The organism is Thermomonas sp. (genome assembly GCF_047606765.1).
GTDB lineage: Bacteria > Pseudomonadota > Gammaproteobacteria > Xanthomonadales > Xanthomonadaceae > Thermomonas.
In genome coordinates this window covers 1-19673 of sequence record NZ_JASGED010000070.1, presented here as the reverse complement: position 1 = coordinate 19673, position 19673 = coordinate 1, and the positions used below count along the sequence as shown (strand labels likewise).

General features: G+C 65.7%; 14 protein-coding genes. 6 read left to right on the top strand and 8 right to left on the bottom strand.

Going from position 1 to position 19673, the window contains the following annotated elements:
• Positions 1-30: 30 nt before the first annotated feature.
• The 6 genes from gltB to QM612_RS06680 all read right to left on the bottom strand — a co-directional run bounded on the left by gltB (position 31) and on the right by QM612_RS06680 (position 10956).
• Entirely contained in the window at positions 31-4488 is a 4458-nt protein-coding gene (gene gltB, locus QM612_RS06705; protein ID WP_415253122.1) for a glutamate synthase large subunit, read from the bottom strand.
• Positions 4489-4653: 165 nt separating this feature from the next.
• Positions 4654-5214, bottom strand: coding sequence for a Sua5/YciO/YrdC/YwlC family protein (locus QM612_RS06700; protein WP_415253121.1), 561 nt, complete (start codon positions 5212-5214; stop codon positions 4654-4656).
• A gap of 131 nt (positions 5215-5345) precedes the next feature.
• The gene (locus tag QM612_RS06695) at positions 5346-7901 is read right to left on the bottom strand and encodes a DNA topoisomerase I (RefSeq protein ID WP_415253120.1); all 2556 of its coding nucleotides are present in this window, start codon (positions 7899-7901) and stop codon (positions 5346-5348) included.
• A gap of 143 nt (positions 7902-8044) precedes the next feature.
• On the bottom strand, positions 8045-8533 hold the full coding sequence (locus tag QM612_RS06690) for a DUF494 family protein (RefSeq protein WP_415253119.1): 489 nt from the start codon (positions 8531-8533) through the stop codon (positions 8045-8047).
• 38 nt (positions 8534-8571) lie between these two features.
• Positions 8572-9702: a DNA-processing protein DprA gene (dprA, locus tag QM612_RS06685; RefSeq protein ID WP_415253118.1), complete on the bottom strand. Its 1131-nt coding sequence runs from the start codon at positions 9700-9702 to the stop codon at positions 8572-8574.
• Between the two features lie 81 nt (positions 9703-9783).
• Positions 9784-10956, bottom strand: coding sequence for a LysM peptidoglycan-binding domain-containing protein (locus QM612_RS06680; RefSeq protein WP_415253117.1), 1173 nt, complete (start codon positions 10954-10956; stop codon positions 9784-9786).
• A 156-nt stretch (positions 10957-11112) separates the two neighbouring features.
• Here QM612_RS06680 and def point away from each other — a divergent pair, with 156 nt between their 5' ends.
• The 3 genes from def to rsmB all read left to right on the top strand — a co-directional run bounded on the left by def (position 11113) and on the right by rsmB (position 14008).
• Entirely contained in the window at positions 11113-11625 is a 513-nt protein-coding gene (def, locus tag QM612_RS06675) for a peptide deformylase (protein WP_415253116.1), read from the top strand.
• 4 nt (positions 11626-11629) lie between these two features.
• Positions 11630-12550 (top strand): methionyl-tRNA formyltransferase, encoded by a 921-nt coding sequence (fmt, locus tag QM612_RS06670; protein WP_415253115.1) that lies wholly within the window; start codon positions 11630-11632, stop codon positions 12548-12550.
• A 168-nt stretch (positions 12551-12718) separates the two neighbouring features.
• Entirely contained in the window at positions 12719-14008 is a 1290-nt protein-coding gene (rsmB, locus tag QM612_RS06665) for a 16S rRNA (cytosine(967)-C(5))-methyltransferase RsmB (protein ID WP_415253164.1), read from the top strand.
• A gap of 9 nt (positions 14009-14017) precedes the next feature.
• Here rsmB and QM612_RS06660 read toward each other — a convergent pair whose 3' ends face one another.
• Complete coding sequence (locus tag QM612_RS06660; RefSeq protein WP_415253114.1) at positions 14018-14827, bottom strand: DUF5672 family protein; 810 nt, start codon at positions 14825-14827, stop codon at positions 14018-14020.
• Positions 14828-14896: 69 nt separating this feature from the next.
• On the opposite strand from QM612_RS06660, the gene QM612_RS06655 reads away from it, so the two are divergent.
• Positions 14897-16036 carry a glycosyltransferase gene (locus QM612_RS06655; RefSeq protein ID WP_415253113.1) on the top strand — a complete coding sequence of 380 codons (1140 nt, stop codon included), beginning with the start codon at positions 14897-14899 and terminating at the stop codon, positions 16034-16036.
• 29 nt (positions 16037-16065) lie between these two features.
• On the opposite strand, the gene QM612_RS06650 is transcribed toward QM612_RS06655, so the two are convergent.
• Positions 16066-16986 (bottom strand): lauroyl acyltransferase, encoded by a 921-nt coding sequence (locus QM612_RS06650; protein ID WP_415253112.1) that lies wholly within the window; start codon positions 16984-16986, stop codon positions 16066-16068.
• A gap of 79 nt (positions 16987-17065) precedes the next feature.
• Here QM612_RS06650 and dtd point away from each other — a divergent pair, with 79 nt between their 5' ends.
• Positions 17066-17506, top strand: a complete 441-nt coding sequence (gene dtd, locus QM612_RS06645) for a D-aminoacyl-tRNA deacylase (RefSeq protein ID WP_415253111.1) — start codon at positions 17066-17068, stop codon at positions 17504-17506.
• A 111-nt stretch (positions 17507-17617) separates the two neighbouring features.
• Entirely contained in the window at positions 17618-19465 is a 1848-nt protein-coding gene (gene rpoD, locus QM612_RS06640) for an RNA polymerase sigma factor RpoD (protein WP_415253110.1), read from the top strand.
• The last annotated feature ends 208 nt before the right edge of the window (positions 19466-19673 follow it).

Below are 19673 nucleotides of genomic sequence, written 5' to 3'. Positions count from 1 at the left end.
GGCTTTCGCCGGAATGACGGCACGAATGATTCATGCGGCTCTCCTCAATTCGTGCGCCAGTGCTTCAAGGCTCGCCGCCTTCGGCTTGACCAGCCAGAACTTGCCGAGGAAGTCGCGGAACTCGTCGAGGATGCGTGCGCTCCACGCGCTGCCGGTCAGGCGCACATGCGCTTCCAGCAGGTCGGTGAGGTGCTGGCGGTAGTTGTCCAGGCCTTCAGGCGAGATGCGCACGATGTCGATCAACTCGTGGTTGTAGCGGTCCACGAAATCGCGGTCGAGGTCGAGCACATAGGCAAGCCCGCCGGTGAAGCCCGCGCCGAAGTTGAGGCCGGTGCGGCCCAGCACCGCCACTGCGCCGCCGGTCATGTATTCGCAGCAGTGGTCGCCCGCGCCTTCGATCACGGCGGTCGCGCCGGAGTTGCGCACGGCGAAGCGCTCGCCCGCGCGGCCTGCGGCATACACCTCGCCGCCGGTTGCGCCGTACAGGCAGGTGTTGCCGAGGATCGGCGCATCCTGCGATGCAAAGCGGCTGCCGCGCGGCGGTTGCAGCACGATGCGGCCACCGGCCATGCCCTTGCCGACGTAGTCGTTGGCTTCGCCCTCAAGATGCAGATGCAGGCCACCGGCATTGAACGCGCCAAAACTTTGCCCGGCGCTGCCGGTCAGGCGCAGTTCGATGGGGCGTTCGGCCATGCCGGTATTGCCGTGGTGGCGTGCGATCAATCCGGACAGGCGCGTGCCGATGCTGCGGTCGGTGTTTTCGATGGTGTCGCTGTGTGCGCCGCCGTTGCCCCTGGCAATGACCTCGGCCAGTGCCGCATCCAGCCGTGCCGCCAGGCCATGCGGCGGTGCCTGCAGCGCGGGCGAGCCGCAGTACGCGGTGGCCTGCGTCGGGTCACGCGCCAGCAGCCTTGACAGGTCAACATCGACGTCTTCGCGGGTGGCGCGCAGATGCTGTTCGAGCAGATCGGTGCGGCCAATCGCTTCGTCCAGCGTGCGCAGGCCCAGCAGCGCTAACCACTGCCGCACGTCTTCGGCGATGTTGCGGAAGAACGCTTCGGCGCGTTCCGGCGGGCCGTTGTAGTGGTCGCGGCGCAAGCGGTCATCCTGCGTGGCAACGCCGGTGGCGCAGTTGTTGAGATGGCAGATGCGCAGGTATTTGCAGCCCAGCGCGATCATCGGCCCGGTGCCGAAGCCGAAGCTGTCCGCGCCCAGCAACGCAGCCTTGATGACATCAAGACCGGTCTTCAGGCCACCATCGGTTTGCAGCAGCACGCGCTCGCGCAGTTCGTTGTGTTGCAGCGCCTGCCGCGCTTCGGACAGTCCCAGTTCCCACGGCACGCCGGCATAGCGCACGGAGCCGACCGGGCTTGCACCGGTGCCACCGTCGTGGCCCGCAATCGTGATGAGGTCGGCGCCGGCCTTGGCAACGCCTGCTGCAATCGTGCCCACGCCCGCGTGCGAGACCAGCTTCACCGAGATCAGCGCCTGCGGATTCACCTGCCGCAGGTCGAAGATCAGTTGCGCGAGGTCTTCGATGGAATAGATGTCATGGTGCGGCGGCGGCGAGATCAGGCCGATGCCGGGCTTGGCGTAGCGCAGCCGCGCGATCAGCGGATTGACCTTGCTGCCCGGCAGCTGCCCGCCTTCGCCGGGCTTCGCGCCCTGCGCCACCTTGATCTGCAGCACTTCGGCGTTGATGAGGTATTCCGGCGTCACGCCAAAACGGCCCGATGCTACCTGCTTGATCTTGCTGCGCCTGTCGGTGCCGTAGCGCGCCGGGTCTTCGCCACCTTCGCCGGAATTGCTGCGCCCGCCGAGGCGATTCATGGCGATGGCAAGCGCTTCGTGTGCTTCCGGCGACAACGCACCCAAACTCATTGCTGCGCTGTCGAAGCGGCGCACGATGCTTTCCACCGGTTCCACTTCCGAAAGCGGAAGCGGCGTGTCCGCCAGCTTCAATCGCAGCAGGTCGCGCAGCGCCGCAGGCGGACGATGGTTCACATGGTCGGCATACACCTTCCAGTCGTCGCGCTCGCCACTGCGCACGGCGCGTTGCAGCGACTGCACCACATCCGGGTTGTACTGGTGGTATTCGCCGCCGTGGACGTAACGCATCAAGCCGCCGATTTCCGGCAATGCGTCGTCGTCCCAGCCGTGCGCGGCAAGATGGCGCGCGTCGGCTTCCAAGCGTGCAAAGCCGGCACCGCCGATGCGCGAAGGCGTTTCCGCGAAGCAGCGTTCGACCACTTCATCGGCCAGGCCCACGATTTCGAACAACTGCGCGCCGCGATAGCTGGCGATGCTGCCGATGCCCATCTTCGACAAAATCTTCAGCAGACCCTTCTTCACGCCGCGCCGGTAGCTGCGGCCGATCTGCAACGGTTCGCCGCTGGTCTTGCCGCCGAGAATGCCGCGCCGGCCCAGCGCATGCAGCGTCTGGTAGGCCAGGTACGGATACACGGCGGTTGCGCCAAAGCCAATCAGGCAGGCGAAGTGATGCGGGTCGCGCGCGGTGCCGGTTTCCACGATCACATTCACCGCGCAGCGCAGCCCGGTGCGCACCAGATGCTGGTTGACCGCGCCGGTTGCCAGCAGTGCATGCACCGCCGCCGTGCCGCGACGCGGGCGACGGTCGCTGAGGATCAGGATTTCCGCGCCCGTGCGTGCGGCGTCTTCGGCTTGTGCGCAGATGCGGTCGAGTGCATCTGCAAGCGAGGTGCCGTCATCGAAATACAGGTCGATGTAGCGGTAGGCGTCGGCGAAGCGCGGCAGCGCCAGCAACTGGTGCAGCTTGCGCTGCGACAGCACCGGCGAGTTCAGCAGCACGTGGTGTACGTTCTCCGGGCCATCGTGGAACAGGTTGCCCTCGCGCCCGATCTGGGTGGAGAGCGTCATCACGCACTCCTCGCGCAGCGGGTCGATGGGCGGATTTGTCACCTGTGCAAAGGCCTGCCGGAAGCAGTCATACAGCGGGCGCACGCGCTGGCTGATGGCCGCCATCGGGATGTCGTCACCCATCGAACCGATGGCTTCCTGCTCGGTTTCCGCCAGCGGGCGCAGCACGCCTTCCTGTTCCTCGCGGGTGAGGTGGAACAGTTTCTGGAAGCCGAGCAGGGTGGCGTCGTCGAACGGCGCATCGGTCAGCGCCGGGTCGATCAGCTCGGTGTGCAGGTAGGTCATGCCCTGCTTAAGCCACTGCTTGTACGGCGCGCGCGCGCGGTTGAGCGCATCGATGGCGTCGTTGTCCAGCAGCCGGCCTTCGACCAGATCCACCGCGATCATTTCGCCCGGCCCCAGCTTGCCCTTGGCGATGACGCGCTCCGGCGCGACATCCAGCACGCCGGTTTCCGATGCGATCACGAACACATCGTCATCGGTCAGCGTCCAGCGCGCCGGGCGCAGGCCGTTGCGATCCAGCGCGCAGGCGGCGTACTTGCCATCGCAGGTCACCACGCCCGCCGGGCCGTCCCACGGCTCGGAATTGATCGCGTAGTACTCGTAGAACGCGGCAAGGTCGGCGTCCTTGTATTCCAGCGACTGCGTGGCAGGCGGCATCAGGATGCGCATCGCCTTTGGCAAGTCCATGCCGCCCAGCAGCAGCCACTCCAGCATGTTGTCGAGGCTCTGCGAATCCGAGCCGTGCTGGGTGACTACGGCTTTGAACTCATCCACGTTCAGCAGCGGCGAACGCCACACGTCCTTGCGCGCCTGCGCCCAGCGGCGGTTGCCTTCGATGCTGTTGATCTCGCCATTGTGGGCAAGCCGGCGGAACGGATGCGCCAGCGGCCAGCGCGGCAGCGTGTTGGTGGAGAAACGCTGGTGGAACACCACCGCGCGCGCAGCCAGCTCCGGGCGCGACAGGTCGGGGAACAACTGCCGCAAATGCGAAGGCAGCACCATGCCCTTGTAGCCCAGCAGGCGCGGCGACAGGCCAACGACATGGAAGTCGGTGACATCGTGCAGCGCTTCCTCGCTGCGCCTGCGTGCGAGGAACAGCGCGCGTTCCAGCGCATCGATGTCGGTTGCATCGCTTTCCACGAACACCTGTTCGATGCGTGGCAGTGAACCTTGCGCCAGCTTGCCGCAGGCCGAAGGATCCACCGGCACCTCGCGCCAGCCGCGCACGCGCACGTCGATGCGCGTGAGCTCGTCTTGCAGGGTGTTGCGACATCGCGCCGCGGCTTCGGCATCGCGCGGCAGGAACACATTGCCCGCCGCCACGGCACCTGCGTGCAGCGGGAAACCGGCTTCGGTAGCCAGCGTGCGCACGAAGCCTTCGGCACCGTGCATCAACACGCCACAACCATCGCCGGAAAGCCCGTCCGCCGCCACGCCGCCGCGATGCGCCATGCGTGAGAGTGCATCCAGTGCGGCATCCACGATCATGCGTGAACCTTCGCCCTTGACCTGGGCGATCAGTCCAAAACCACAGCTGTCATGTTCGCTGGCGGGGTCGTAAAGGCCCCGATCCGGGCTATGCCGCATCGTCGTGTTCGTCGTTGGAGGAAGGGGCGGCTCCGTGGCGTGGCGTCCGCCGCAGAACCTATCGCTTCATCCGAATAGAACACATTTTGTGCGTTGCGACAACCGCATCGCAGAAGAATATTTCGTTGCGAAAGAAACCTTTGCGCGCGTTGGCGCAGGCCCCTTTCAGCGCAGGGTCTGGCCCGTGCGTGCGTCGCGGATGGTGGTGGGCTGCGCCAGTCCAGTGGTTTCGCCATCGGCCAGCGCGTCAACGCCTGCAAGGAGGCGCGGGTCAAGTTCGGCGCGGCTGCGTGGTGCCGGCTGGCTTGCGATGTTGGCGCTGGTGGACACCAGCGCGTGGCCGAACTGCTCGCACAGTGCGATCACCACAGGATGCGCAGTGACGCGAACGGCAATGCCCTCATGCGATCCGGTTATCCAGCGCGGTGCATGTTTCGATGCCGGCACGATCCAGGTATTCGGGCCGGGCCAGCTTGCGCGGATGGCGGCGATACGGTCGGCATCAAGCGTGGACAGGTCGATGCAGTCCGCAAGTTGCGCTTCGCTGGCGGCGATCAGGATCAGGCCCTTGGCGACATCGCGCTGTTTCAGCGCAAGCAGGCGCAGCACGGCCTTTTCATCACGCGGGTCGCAGCCCAGACCCCAGACGCCTTCGGTGGGATAGGCGATGACGCCGCCGTTGCGGAGGGTGGTGATGCAGGTTTCGATGGAAGAGGTCTCTGTCATGTCGAATCAGTTTCCCGATTCGTCATTCCAGCGAAAGCCGGAATCCAGTTCTGGCTCTTGATCTGGTTGCTGAGTCCGCAGGAACAAACCAAAGCTGGATTCCGGCTTGCGCCGGAATGACGGTGAAGAAATCAGAATGGCGCTTCGTCGCGTGAGGCTTTCTTGACGATGCGCTTCTTGCCCGGTTCGACCGGCTTGGCGGTCATCACCGACTGTGCCGGTTCGACGCCGGAGATCGACTTGAAGGCCTTCTTCGCAACGGCACGACTTGCTGCCGTCGTCTTCGTGGCTTTCCTGGCGGTCGTTTTCTTCGTGGCGGTTTTCTTCACCGCTTTCTTTGCCGGCTTTTCGGCGGCTACCTTCTTCGCCACAGCCTTCTTCGCGCCGAAGCCGCGCCGTACCGGCTTGCCGGTTTCGGCCAGCAGTTGCAGTGTTTCCTCCAGCGTCAGCGAAGCCGGCTCGCGATCCTTCGGAATCTTGCCGTTGAGCTTGCCGTCGCTGATGTACGGGCCGAAGCGGCCATTGAGCACCTGCACCTCATGCCCATCCCATTCCTTGATGATGCGGTTGCGCGCGATTTCTTCCTTCTCCTCGATCAGGAACACCGCGCGGTCAAGGTCGATGGTGTAGGGGTCGTCTTCCTTCTTCAGCGAGGCATAGGTGCTGCCACGCTTGGCGAACGGCCCGAAGCGGCCAATGCCCACGCTGACTTCTTCATCGTTCGACAGGCCCAGCTTGCGCGGCAGCTTGAACAGTTCCAGCGCATCCTCAAGCGTGATCGTGTGCATCGACTGGCCGGGGCGCAGGCTTGCGAACTCCAGCTTCTCGTCGGTGTCCTTGTCGCCGATCTGCGCATACGGCCCATAACGGCCCAGCCGCACGCTGACCGGTTTGCCGGATTTGGGGTCAAGGCCGAGTTCGCGCGCACCGGTGGCCTGCGTACGATCCACCGATTCGGATTTTTCCTCGACCAGTTGCTTGAACGGGCCCCAGAACTTCTCCATCAGCGGCACCCATTCCTCCTCGCCGGCGGCAACCGCGTCGAGTTCGTCTTCGAGCCTGGCGGTGAAGTCGTAGTCAACGTACTGGGTGAAGTGTGAGCTGAGGAAGTTGGACACCGCGCGGCCCACGTCGGTGGGACGGAAGCTGCGGCCTTCCATCTCCGCGTACTTGCGGAACAGCAGGGTCTGGATGATGGATGCGTAGGTCGATGGGCGGCCGATGCCGTATTCCTCCAACGCCTTGACCAGCGCCGCTTCGGTGAAGCGCGGGGGCGGCTGGGTGAAATGCTGGTCGGCGTGGATGCGATCCAGCGGCACGTTCTGGCCGGGCTTCATCAGCGGCAGCTTGCGGCCTTCGTCCTCGTCCTCGGCGTTCTTCTGATCCTTGCCTTCCTCATACACGGCGAGGAAACCGGGTACCACCACGGTCGTACCGCTGGCGCGGAAGCTGTGTTCGCTGCCTGCGGCCAGTTCCACGGTGACGGTGTTGAGCGTGGCCGGGATCATCTGGCAGGCGACCGCGCGCTTCCAGATCAGCTCGTACAGCTTGCGCTCGTCATCGGTCAAAAAGCGCGCCACCTGTGATGGCGTGCGCAGCGCGGAGGTCGGGCGCACGGCTTCGTGCGCTTCCTGCGCGTTCTTCGACTTGGTCTGGTAGGTGTTCGGCTTGTCCGGCAGCGAGGCGGTGCCGAAGTCGCGCGCGATCACGTCGCGGATTTCGGCCAGTGCTTCGGCGGACAGGTTCACCGAGTCGGTACGCATGTAGGAAATCAGGCCAACCGTGCCTTCCTCGCCGATCGCCACGCCTTCGTACAGCTTCTGCGCCACCTGCATGGTCTTGCGGGTGGTGAAGCCCAGCTTGCGCGCGGCTTCCTGCTGCAGGGTGGAGGTGGTGAACGGCGGCGCGGGGCGGCGCTTGCGCTCCTTGCTGGCAACGTCGGTGACGTGCAACTGCCCGCCTGCGGCTTTCTGGATGCGTTCGCGCGCGGCTTCGGCATCCTCGGCATTGGTGATGGTGAACTGCTCGGCCTTGTTGCCGTCCAGCTTGGACAACTTGGCGGTGAAGGCCTGCGAGGGATGCGCGACTTCGGCTTCGACCGTCCAGTATTCGCGTGCCTTGAAGGCTTCGATTTCTTCCTCGCGCTCCACGATCATGCGCAGCGCAGGGCTTTGCACGCGCCCTGCGGACAGGCCGCGCTGCACCTTGCGCCACAGCACCGGCGACAGGTTGAAGCCGACCAGATAGTCCAGCGCGCGCCGTGCCTGCTGGGCATCGACCAGGTCGCCGGCGATGCTGCGCGGCTGCTGCATGGCTTCCTTGATGGCGCGCGGGGTGATCTCGGTGAACACCACCCGCTGCAACTGCTTGCCGTCCAGCAGGCCGCGCTCTTTCAGGATTTCGGCGATGTGCCAGCTGATCGCCTCGCCTTCGCGGTCCGGGTCGGTGGCGAGGAAGATGCCGTCCGCAGACTTTGCGGCCTTGGCGATGGCATCGACATGCTTCTCGTTCTTGTCGATCAGGTCGTAGCGCATGGCGAAGCCGTGTTCGGGATCGACCGCGCCTTCCTTCGGCACCAGATCACGCACATGGCCGTAGCTGGCGAGGACGGTGAAGTCCTTGCCGAGGTATTTGTTGATCGTCTTGGCCTTGGCGGGCGATTCGACGACGAGCAGGTTCTTGGCCATGTGGCGCGATTCCGGTGGGCGGCGGGGCGGCGTTGCGGGGACGCCGCAGAAGCCAACGCCCGGAGCGGCTGCCCCGGGCGTCTTTTTATAGTGGAATCACGGGCAGGGGCTGGCTGTCAAGCAAAATCGCCCGGAAGTGGACCTCAATGCACCGGTTCCGGCTCGTCCAGGAACATCTGGGTTTCCATCCAGGCGTAGGCGGCTTCTGCCCCGGGCTGGTTGAACAGCACCATCAGCACCACCCATTTCAGGTCGTCCAGTTCCAGTTCGTCCTGATCCAGCGCCATCGCCCGGTCCAGCACCAGCTCGCGCTGGTCGGCGTCGAGGATGCCGTGCTGTTCCAGGAACAGCAAAAAGCCGCGCGATTCGGTATCCAGCTTGTCCAGCTCGGCCCCGTGGAAGACCCGGGTGGGGCCGTTTGCGCGCGGCTGGCCGGGGCTGGGACGCAGCCGGGCCAGGGTGTCCAGCCAGTCGAAGGCGCGCCGGATCTCGGCGGGGGTGAACCCGGCTTCGACCAGTTCGCCCATCAACGGGCCGTCGTGCGCGATGAGGTCGTCGCCGGAGACGATGGCGTCGTTGGTGAAGTAGTGCTCGAACAGGTACAGCAGGACGTCCAAAATGCTTTCTTTCATGTCCCCCTGCCTGCGCCCGGCGGCGCGATGGATGGCGCTCAGCGCCCGATCCGGGCATAGCGGCCATGTTCCGCCGCGATCCGCCCATTGAGTTCCAGCGCCAGCAGCATGGAGGACACCTCGGCGGTCGTCAATCCGGTGCGCTCGACCAGTGCATCCATACCGGTTGGGTCGTGGCCCAGTGCCTGCCACAACAGGTTGTAGGCGGCATCACCCAGTGAAGGCTCCGGCAGGGTGGTTTGAGCGGCCCCGCAGGAGGCCTCAAGACTGCCGCGCAGGGCGTGCGCAAGATCGGCAGCGAGAGGGGCCAGCACCTCCAGCACTTCATCGGGCGAGGCGACCAATTGCGCGCCTTCGCGGATCAGCCGATGGCAGCCGCGCGCCATCGGGTTGTGGATCGAGCCGGGCAGGGCGAATACCTCGCGCCCGGCTTCGGCGGCCAGCCGCGCGCTGATGAGCGCGCCTGACTGCTCGGCTGCCTCGATCACCACCGTGCCCAGGCTCAAGCCGGCCAGGATGCGGTTGCGGCTGGGGAAGTGCTGGCGCAGCGGGCCGGTGCCGGGCGGATGCTCGCTGACGACCGCACCATGGGCTGCAATGCGATCCCGCAATGGGCGATGGCGAGACGGGTAGGCGATGTCCGGGCCGGTGCCGAGTACGGCCACGGTGACGCCGCCTGCGTCCAGTGCGGCGGTGTGGGCAGCGGCGTCGATGCCGGCAGCCATCCCGCTGGTGATGCACAGGTTGGCTTTCGCCAGTGCGGTCGCAAACTGCGCGGCATTGGCGCAGCCGCCGGCGGTTGCGGCGCGGCTGCCGACAATCGCCACGGCCGGCAACCAGAGCAGGGCCGGGTCACCGGCCACGAACAGCATCGCCGGGGGCGTAGGGATCCGTTGCAGCAACGGCGGATAGGCCGCATCGCGCCAGCCCAGCAGGTGGTGGGCGGGATCGTCCAGCCAGCGCATGGCGTGCGCCAGCTGCTGTGGCTCGGGGTTGCGGATGGCGGCGTGGCAGGTGGCTCGCAGCCCGTGGCTGGCCCAGTCGCGGCTGCCGGCGGCGAGTGCAGCACAGGCAGTGCCATGGCTGTCCAGCAGGCGGCGCAGGGCGGACGCGGGCGCGCCACTTTGCAGCAGGCGCAGCAGGGCTTCGGATTCGGCATGGGCAGGCATGCCGCCAGCATCGTCCACAAACGACAACGGCACCCTCGGGCGCCGTTGTCATGTCTGGTAGGAAAACCCCGCGTTGCGGTGTCAGTACGGGGCGTCCGGGTGCTTCAGTTCGTAGCCGACCTGGGTTGGCTTCACGCTGCTCATCACCAGCGCGTAGCTGACGTTGTTGAAGGTGCGGAAGACCATGGCATGGCCGGCGAACTCGTCAGGCAGGCGTACCTTGTTCTCGAACAGGGTCAGCTCTTCATCGCGATCCAGCCCGCTCTTGACCTTGTCGGTGACGGAATCGCCACGACGCCACAGCGAGAACACGGTGCCGTTGTCGATGCCCTCGCGCGCGCCGCCGGAAATGGCGATCACGTCACGGCTGCCGCCCGACCGGTAGCCATCGGCCACCGACAGCACGGTCAGGCGACCGTAGTCCTGCTGCTGCTTGGGCGGATGCGGGAAGAACTGCAGGTCGTAGGGCTGCGCTTCGACCGGGATCAGGCGGTCGCCCACGCGCACCTCACGGCCTTCCTCGTCGATCAGCACGGTGGACGCCTGAATGCCGCCCACTTCGCCACGGGTCACGGTGCCGGTGGACTGGGTCATCAGCTCGTAGCCGAGGAACTCGGTGTGCTTGCTGGGGAACACCACGGTGGTCCAGGGCGAAGTGGTGTCCAGGCGCGGGCGACCACGCGCGTCCAGGTGGCGGGACTGGAACAGGTCACAGCACAGGCCGGCGCGTTCGATGAAGCGATAGCGCTTCTCCGGGCGCACGATCAGGTAGCGCTGGCCGGCGGGAATGCCGTCCAGCCCGCGCACATAGGCCACCTGCCCGCGCGTGCCGCGCAGGCGGTTGTCTTCAAGGCCAACCACGTAGGGCAGCTGGTCGATGCTGTCGGTGACGCGCAAATCCTTGAGGAAGGGCTCGACCTCGGACAGCGGCACGCCGGTCAGCGGGCTTTCCACGCGCGCACCGGGCTGCACGGTGACGCGGTTGAGGTAGGCCAGGCTGAGCACGTCGCCTGGATAGATCAGGTGCGGGTTCTTGACCTGCGGGTTGGCTTGCCAGATTTCCGGCCACAGCCACGGCTTCTTCAGGAAGCGCGCGGAGATGTCCCACAGGGTGTCGCCACGCTTCACCACATAGGTATCGGGATGGTCGCTGCGCAGCTCGACGGCGGCGGCATAGGTCGCGACCGTCAGCAGTGCGGCTGCAAGCATGGTGCGCAGCCCACGCGGCCTGGTTTCAGAATTGCGATCAAACATGGCGGCTATCTCCCCGCTGCCGTTGCAAAAAACCCCCTGGAACCGGATCACTATAGCCCACAATCCAAGGCATCTGGCAAGCGGTTGTTGGGGTTGGGAGCGCTAGAATGCGACCTGTTTCCCGACATTGCTTCCACAGAAGCCCGGATTTGCCCCATGGCCCTGCTCCCGATCCTCGAATTCCCCGATCCGCGCCTGCGTACCAAGGCGGTCGATGTCGATCCTGCGGAATTGTCCACGCCGGCCTTCCAGACCCTGCTGGACGACATGTTCCAGACCATGTACGAAGCCCCCGGCATCGGCCTTGCGGCCAGTCAGGTGGACATGCACAAGCGCTTCATGGTCATCGACGTCAGCGAGGATCGCAGCCGGCCCATGGTGTTCGTGAACCCGCAGATCGTGTCCAGCGAGGGCGGGCAGGTCTATCAGGAAGGCTGCCTGTCGGTGCCCGGCATCTACGCCGACGTGACCCGCGCCGACACCATCACCGTGCGCTTCCTCGACCGCCAGGGCCAGCCGCAGGAGCTGACCACCGACGGCCTGCTGGCGGTCTGCATTCAGCACGAGATGGATCATCTGATCGGCAAGCTGTTTGTTGACTACCTCAGCCCGCTGAAGCGGGAGATGGTGCGCAAGAAGCTGGCGAAGGCGCGCAAGCACGCAGCCTGACCGCATGCGTATCGTCTTTGCCGGCACGCCGGAGTTCGCCGTGCCCTGCCTGCGCGCCGCCGCCAACAAGGCCGACGTCGTGGCCGTCTACACCCAGCCGGATCGCCCCGCCGGGCGCGGACGCGGGCTGACGCCTTCGCCGGTAAAGCTGGAGGCGGTCAAGCGCGGCATCCCGGTCCATCAGCCGGAGAGTTTCCGCTCGGCGGAATCCAGAGCCACCCTGCGCGCGCTGGAACCCGACCTGATGGTGGTGGTGGCCTACGGCCTGATCCTGCCGCAGTCGGTGCTGGACATTCCCGAACACGGCTGCTGGAACGTGCACGCCTCGCTGCTGCCGCGCTGGCGCGGCGCCGCGCCGATCCAGCGCGCCATCGAAGCGGGTGACACCCAGACCGGCGTCTGCTTGATGCAGATGGAGAAGGGGCTGGACACCGGCCCGGTGCTGCTGGCGCAGGCCATCGACATCGGCGCGGAGGAAACCGGCGGTCAGTTGCATGATCGACTGGCCGAACTGGGCGCGCAGGTGCTGGGCGATGCGCTGGGCCTGCTGCGCGCGACGATCCAGTTGCCGGCACAGCCGCAAGCGGTTGATGGCGTGACCTACGCGCACAAGCTGGACAAGGCCGAGGCCAAGCTGGACTGGTCGCAGCCGGCCACGCGGCTTGTCAACAAGGTGCGCGCGTTCAACCCGTGGCCGGTGGCGGAAGCACAACTGGCCGGCGAGCGCGTGCGCATCCACGCCGCCAGCGCGCTGGACGAGGCACACACCGCCGCGCCCGGCAGCGTGCTGCGGGCATCCCGCGAAGGCATCGACATCGCCTGCGGCATCGGCGCGCTGCGCATCCGCAGCCTGCAGCGCGAAGGCGGCAAGCCGGTCAGCGCGCAGGATTACCTCAACGCGCGGCGTGATTTGTTGGGGGCATAGCCGGGTGCCTACCCTTTCCTTTGTGCGTCATCTCGCTTTTGCTCGTCATCCCGGCGAAAGCCGGGATCCAGCCTTTGCAACGGCTCTCGGCCTTACGGTTTGTCGGAAAAACAAGAACTGGATCCCGGCTTCCGCCGGGATGATGGTTGGGAGTTGGCGGTGAACGCAATGCCCGGCGTCGCCGCGCGGATCGCTGCCACGCATGTTCTTGACGATGTACTGCATCGCGGCCGTTCGCTGAAGGCGGCGCTGGCGCAGGCCTTGCCGACATTGCCGGATGTGCGCGACCGCGCGCTGGCGGAAGCAGTGGCGATGACCGCGCTGCGTCAGCACGCCCGCTTCGACGCCGCGCTGGCCGCATGGCTGCAGAAGCCGCTGGTCGCGCGTGACCGCGAATTGCGTGCGTTGCTGCTGGCCGGCTTCGCGCAACTGGAGATGGGCCTGCCCGCGCACGCCGCACTGGACGCCACCGTGGAAGCGGCGCGTGCCATGGGCCGCGCGCATCAGGCCGGACTGGTGAATGCGCTGTTGCGCCGCGCGCAGCGCGAAGGCTTGCCCGAAGCGCAGTTTGATGCCGGCTGGCCCGCATGGCTGGCCGCGCAGGTGCGTGCCGACTGGCCGCAGCAGGCCGATGCCATTTTTGCTGCCAGTGCGCAGGAAGCGCCGATGTGGCTGCGGGTGAATCGCCGCGTGCAGCCGCGTGATGCGTATCTGGCGCTGCTGCGCGATGCCGGCATCAACGCCACTGCCGACGAAACCCTGCCCGATGCGATTCGGCTGCAATCTACGCTGCCGGTGCAGCAGTTGCCGGGTTTCGATGCCGGTGCGGTCTCGGTGCAGGACGGCGCCGCGCAGGCGGTGGCCGATGCGCTTTCGCCATCGTCGCAGGCTCGCGTCCTCGACGCCTGCGCCGCCCCTGGCGGCAAGGCCGCGCATCTGGCCGAACGCGATCCGGCGCTGCGCATCCTCGCGCTGGATGTGGATGCACGCCGCGTGCGCCGCATGCAGGATGCTTTCGCACGATTGCAGTTGAGCATCGACACACGCGCTGCCGATGCCGCGCAACCGGCGATGTGGTGGGACGGCACGCCGTTTGATGCGATCCTGATCGACGCCCCGTGCAGCGCCACCGGCATCGTGCGCCGCCAGCCCGACGTGCTGCTGCACAGGCGGCAGGCCGATATCGATGCCCTCATCGCCACCCAGTCAAAGCTGCTCGACGCGCTGTGGCCGCTGCTCACGCCCGGCGGCACGCTGGTCTATGCCACCTGCTCGATCCTGCATGCGGAAAATGCAGCGCAGGTTGCAGCCTTCCTTGCCCGCACTGCGGATGCAACGCTGGAACCGTTGGGCGACAGCTTCGGCATCAATGCCGGCTTCGGTTACCAGCGCCTGCCGGGTGAAGGTGGGATGGATGGGTTTTTCTGCGCGAAGCTGAGGAAAGCTTCGCGGCCGTGAAACACCGCTTCAGGCGGCGGCAGGTTCCTGCTGGCTGCGTTGCAGGATCGGCTCCCAGAATGCGCGAACATTGCGCTTGTCGAATCCATGGCAGGCGAAGGGCAGGCGTCCGCCGTTCATGGCCATGGCCAGGTGCGGACGCCGATCCATGCAAAACGCCACGGCCTCCTCGTAGGACGGGATGCGCATGTCCGGATACAGGGCCGGGGCGATCTGCGAAAAGTATCGGTCTTCCACATGCAGATCGCGGTCATCGGGATGCGCCAGACGATGGGCGATGTCATCGCGTTGTTCGCGCACGATCCGCAGGAAAGTGGCGACGCGGCGCAGCGAGAATCCGCCATTGCCAACCTTGAACAGATAGTCGTCGTATTTCTTCCTGCGCCGGAACAGGTTCCTGATGCGTAGTTGTGCCCGTGACCAGACATTGCGGGGCGAGCCGATCCAGGGCGCACCGATCCAGTCGTAGCCACGCGCGCACCATGCCTGCAACTGGTCGGAAAACACGTAGGCATCCGTCTGGCAGACCAGCAGATAGTCGTAGTGGATGAAGCGTTCGTAGAGCACTTCCGACAGCATCAACCGGTTATAGCCGGCGATGCCGTCAAAGAACGCCGGGTCGAAGCGTTCCACCCGTGGCTGGATGGCACCAAACAACGGTTGCAGCGGGGCAAGATCAAGACCTTCCGGGCACAGGATCGCCATCGGGTGCCGGCCCAGCACGCGCACGGCGCGCATCAATGCCATCCGGCCATCCGCCGACAGGCAGGTGGTGTGGATGGGAATTGCGACGATCGCGGTCGGTGCCGATGCGGTCATGGTGTGCTGGTGCGTGGACGTTGCGGCGAGGGAGGATCGGCCTGAAGGCGCGTGCGGCCATAATGGCTCATGCCTCCTGTTTCGGAAACGCCGTCCAGCCACCCCTTTCCTGCACGCCCCGTGCGCGTCCTGCATTTCGTCACCGGCGGTTTCTCCGGCGGCGCGACGCAGGTGGCGGTGCAGCTAGTGAATGCCGCGCGCGACAGTGCCACCATCGAACCGTTGCTGGTGCTGCGCCACAAGCGCCGCACGCCGCCGGGGCGCATCGCCGAACTGGAACAGGCCGGCGTGCCGCTGCGGGTGGTGCCGGGCTGGTCGCATGCGGCCAGCATCATTGCGCTGGTGAAAATCTGCCGCGAGTTCCAGCCCGACGTGCTGGTCGCACACGGTTTTTCCGAACACCTGTGGGGCCGCTACGCCGGGCTGCTGGCGAAGGTGCCGCATCTGGTCCACGTCGAACACAACACCCGCGAGCGCTATACCCGCTGGCGGTTGGCGCAGGCGCGCTGGCTGGCGAAGCGCACGGATCGCATCGTGGGTTGTTCGGAGGGCGTGCGTCATGCGCTGCTGGCGATGGGAATGCCGGCGGAGCGCACCATCGCCATTCCCAACGGCATCCGGCTGGAGCCTTTTGCCGATGCCGATGCGCAGCCATTTGCGGCGCGCATTCCCGGCATCGTGATGGTGGCGCGTTTCTCCAAGCAGAAAGACCACGCCAGCTTGTTGCGCGCAGTGGCGCTGCTGCGCGAACGCGGCCTGCATCCGCCGCTGCAGTTCGCCGGTGGTGGCAAGGCCTTGCATCGCAGGCCGCTGGAAAAACTGGCGGCGGAACTTGGCATCGCCGAACAGGTGCAGTTCCTTGGCGTGGTGCGCGATGTGCCGCAGCGGTTGATGACGCATCAGGTCTGCGTGTTGAGCACGCATTACGAAGGCATGCCGCTGGCGCTGCTGGAAGGCATGGCCGCCGGTTGCGTGGTGGTCGGCAGTGCCGTGCCCGGTGTGCGCGAAGTGCTGGAAAACGAAGTGGATGGCCTGCTGGTGGCGCAAGCAGATCCGGCTGCATTGGCCGATGCGCTGGAGCGCCTGTTGCGCAATCCGGAAGATGCCGCACGCATGGCCGCGAACGCACGCAAGGCCGCATTGGAACGGCATGGACGCGAGTTGATGAATCGCCGTTACGAGGCGTTGTTCCTGGAGCTTGCGGGATAGCCGGCCAGGGCTGAGTTCGCTGCTGCGTATCAGCGATACATGTCGTGATAGGGGCTGAGTTCACCGCTTTCCGGTGGCCGCGCGCCGTAGCGTTTGTACGTCCATTGATACTGGGCGAAGTCGCGGCTGGCCACGGCCTCGACACCGGCATTCAGCGCCGCCACGCCGCATTGCGGATCGGCATCGGCGATGCCTTCCGGCGCGGCCTCGATGTGCAGGGCGAAGCGCGGCGGCGAGCTGCCGGGAATGCGCTGGCACCAGCACAGCAGCACCTGCGCACCGCTGCGGTTCGCCAGCCGGCCCAGCAGGGTCATGGTCAGCGCCTGCACGCCGAAGAATGGCGCGAACTCGCCTTCGCCAACCTTCGGTTGCTGGTCGGGCAGGATGCCGACCACGCCGCCTTTCTGCAGGCGCTTCAGCAGGGTGCGAACGCCTGCGGCTTCGGCGCGTACCTGCTCCACGTCGCCGCCGGCATTGGCACGCACGCGGCGCAGGAAGGCTTCGCCGATGGCGGATTCCGGCGGGCGATAGAGAATTGCCAGTGGCGTTTTTTTCGCCAGCCACTGGTTCAGCAGTTCCCAGTTGCCCATGTGCGGCGCGGCCACGATCAAGCCGCGTGCATCGTTCAGCGCGGCATCGAACAAGGCCTCGCCGTGGATTTCGGTGATGCTCGCAAGATTGCGCGAGGCAGGGCGCGTCCATAGCCGCAGCGTCTCGAACGCCTGCCGCGTGGTGGTGCGCAGGATGTCCGCCAGCAGCGCCTCGCGCGCGGCGATGTCCATTTCGGGCCGCACCAGCGCCAGATTGCGCCGGACCACCTTGGCCTCGCGCGCATCCAGCGTGATCCACAGCCGTGCCATGCCGTCCGCCAGTGCGCGCAGCAGCGGCCAGGGCAGGCGACCAATGGCCCAGGCAAGGGCGTAAAGCAGGGCGGCGACGATTTCGGTCATCCCGCCATTGTAGGAGCGGAGCTTGCTCCGCTCAGGTCGCCCGGACCATGCCGGGCAAGCTCGGCATCTACAATGCGGCATGCTTGCCCTGATCCAGCGCGTTTCCGAAGCGAAAGTCACCGTCGATGATGCCGTGACCGGTGCCATCGGCCCCGGCCTGCTGGCGCTGGTGGCGGTGGAGCCGGGCGATGCCGAACCGCAGTTCCAGCGGATCGCGCAGCGCCTGCTGGGCTATCGCATTTTCGGCGACGATGCCGGCAAGATGAACCGCTCTTTGGCGGAGATCGGCGGCGGATTGCTGCTGGTCAGCCAGTTCACGCTGGCCGCAGACACCCGCAGCGGCATGCGCCCCAGCTTCACCACCGCCGCCCCGCCCGCCGAGGCTGAACGCGGCTTCGACCGGCTGGCCGCCATTTGTCGGGACCTGCACCCGCCGGGGGTGGAAACCGGGCGTTTCGGTGCCCATATGGTCGTCAGCCTGGTCAATGACGGGCCGGTGACCTTCCTGCTGAAGGCCTGAGGTCGCCCCGCTTCCCGACGGCATCGCCCGGCAAGGAGGCGGCGCTCCGGTGTATAATGCTTGGTTCCCTCGCGTCGTTTCTGACGCCCTTTTCGACACGGTGCCCGATCCATGGCCAACGAACGGCAGATTGCCCCCCAGTCCGACATCAAGCTCCTGATTTCCAAGGGGCTGGAGCAGGGCTACCTGACCTACGCCGAAGTCAACGACCACATGCCCGACGACATGGTCGATCCGGAGCAGATCGAAGACATCATCGGCATGATCAATGGCATGGGTATCGAGGTGCATGAAGTTGCGCCCGATGTCGAAACCCTGCTGCTTGCCGGCCAGCAGGCCGGTGGCCGCGAGGTCGATGAAACCGCTGCCGAGGAAGCCGCTGCCGCGCTGACCTCGCTGGATACCGAAGGTGGCCGCACCACCGACCCGGTGCGCATGTACATGCGCGAGATGGGCACGGTGGAACTGCTGACCCGCGAAGGCGAAATCGCCATCGCCAAGCGCATCGAGGAAGGCCTGGCGCAGATGAATGCCGCGCTGGCAACGTTCCCGTGCTCGGCGCAGTTGCTGCTGGAAGACTACGAATTGCACAAGGCCGGCAAGAAGCGCCTGGCCGAGATCGTGGTCGGCTTCAACGACGAAGAGCCGGAACCCGAACCGCTGCCCGAAGTGGAAGTGGCGGCCGACGTCGATGACGACGACGATGACGACACCGCTGCCGAGGCCGACGAGCCCGCACCGACCGGCCCGGATCCTGCCGAAGTCGCCACCCGCATGGAAGCGATGGGCGCTGCCTTCACCCGCTTCCAGAAGGCCTATGCCAAGGGTGGCCCGACCGCCAAGGCCGCGCTCAAGGCGCGCGAGGAAATCGCCGAAATCTTCGTCACCTTCAAGCTGCCGCTGCCGCTGACCGACGTGCTGGTCAAGAAGCTGCGCGACGTGGTCAATCAGGTGAAGGAACACGAGCGCCGCATCCTCGACCTGTCCACCCGCGTTGCCAAGATGCCGCGCAAGGATTTCATCAAGGCGTGGGAAGGCAACCAGACCAACCTCGAATGGGTCGATGAACTGCTGAAGCGCAAGCAGAAGTGGGGCTCGGGCCTGCGCGACGTGAAGGACCAGATCATCGCCGAGCAGGAAGCCACCATCGCGATCGAAAAGGCGATGCAGGTGTCGCTGGCCGACCTCAAGGAAATCAACCGCGCGATGGCCTATGGCGAAGCCAAGGCGCGCAAGGCCAAGAAGGAAATGGTCGAGGCCAACTTGCGCCTCGTGATCTCCATCGCCAAGAAGTACACCAACCGCGGCCTGCAATTCCTCGACCTGATCCAGGAAGGCAACATCGGCCTGATGAAGGCGGTGGACAAGTTCGAACACCGCCGTGGCTTCAAGTTCTCGACCTATGCAACGTGGTGGATCCGCCAGGCCATTACCCGTTCGATTGCCGACCAGGCGCGCACCATCCGCATCCCGGTCCACATGATCGAGACCATCAACAAGCTCAACCGCATCTCCCGCCAGATGCTCCAGCAGTACGGCCGCGAGGCCACGCCGGAAGAGTTGGCGAAAGAGATGGACATGCCCGAGGACAAGATCCGCAAGGTCATGAAGATCGCCAAGGAACCGATCTCGATGGAAACGCCAATTGGCGACGACGAGGATTCCCACCTCGGCGATTTCATCGAGGACACCAACGTGATGTCCCCGATCGACGCCACCACCGACATCAACCTCACCGAGACCGTCCGCAACGTGCTGGCCGGCCTGACCCCGAGGGAAGCCAAGGTGCTGCGCATGCGCTTCGGCATCGACATGAACACCGACCACACGCTGGAAGAAGTCGGCAAGCAGTTCGACGTCACCCGCGAGCGCATCCGCCAGATCGAAGCCAAGGCCCTGCGCAAGCTGCGCCACCCGTCGCGTTCGGAAACCCTGCGCAGCTTCCTCGACATCGACTGATCGAAGCCGCGCATTCGCACACGGAAAGCCCCGCTAATGCGGGGCTTTTTGTTGGTTCTTCACCGAAGTCCGGGGATTGGCATCAAAAAGGAACGGCAGATCCGGGTGAAGATGTTTGTGTCGAGCAAACGTCTTCACCCGGATCTGCCGTTCCTTTTTGATGCCAATCCCCGGACTTCGGTGAAGAACCAACAAAAAGCCCCGCATT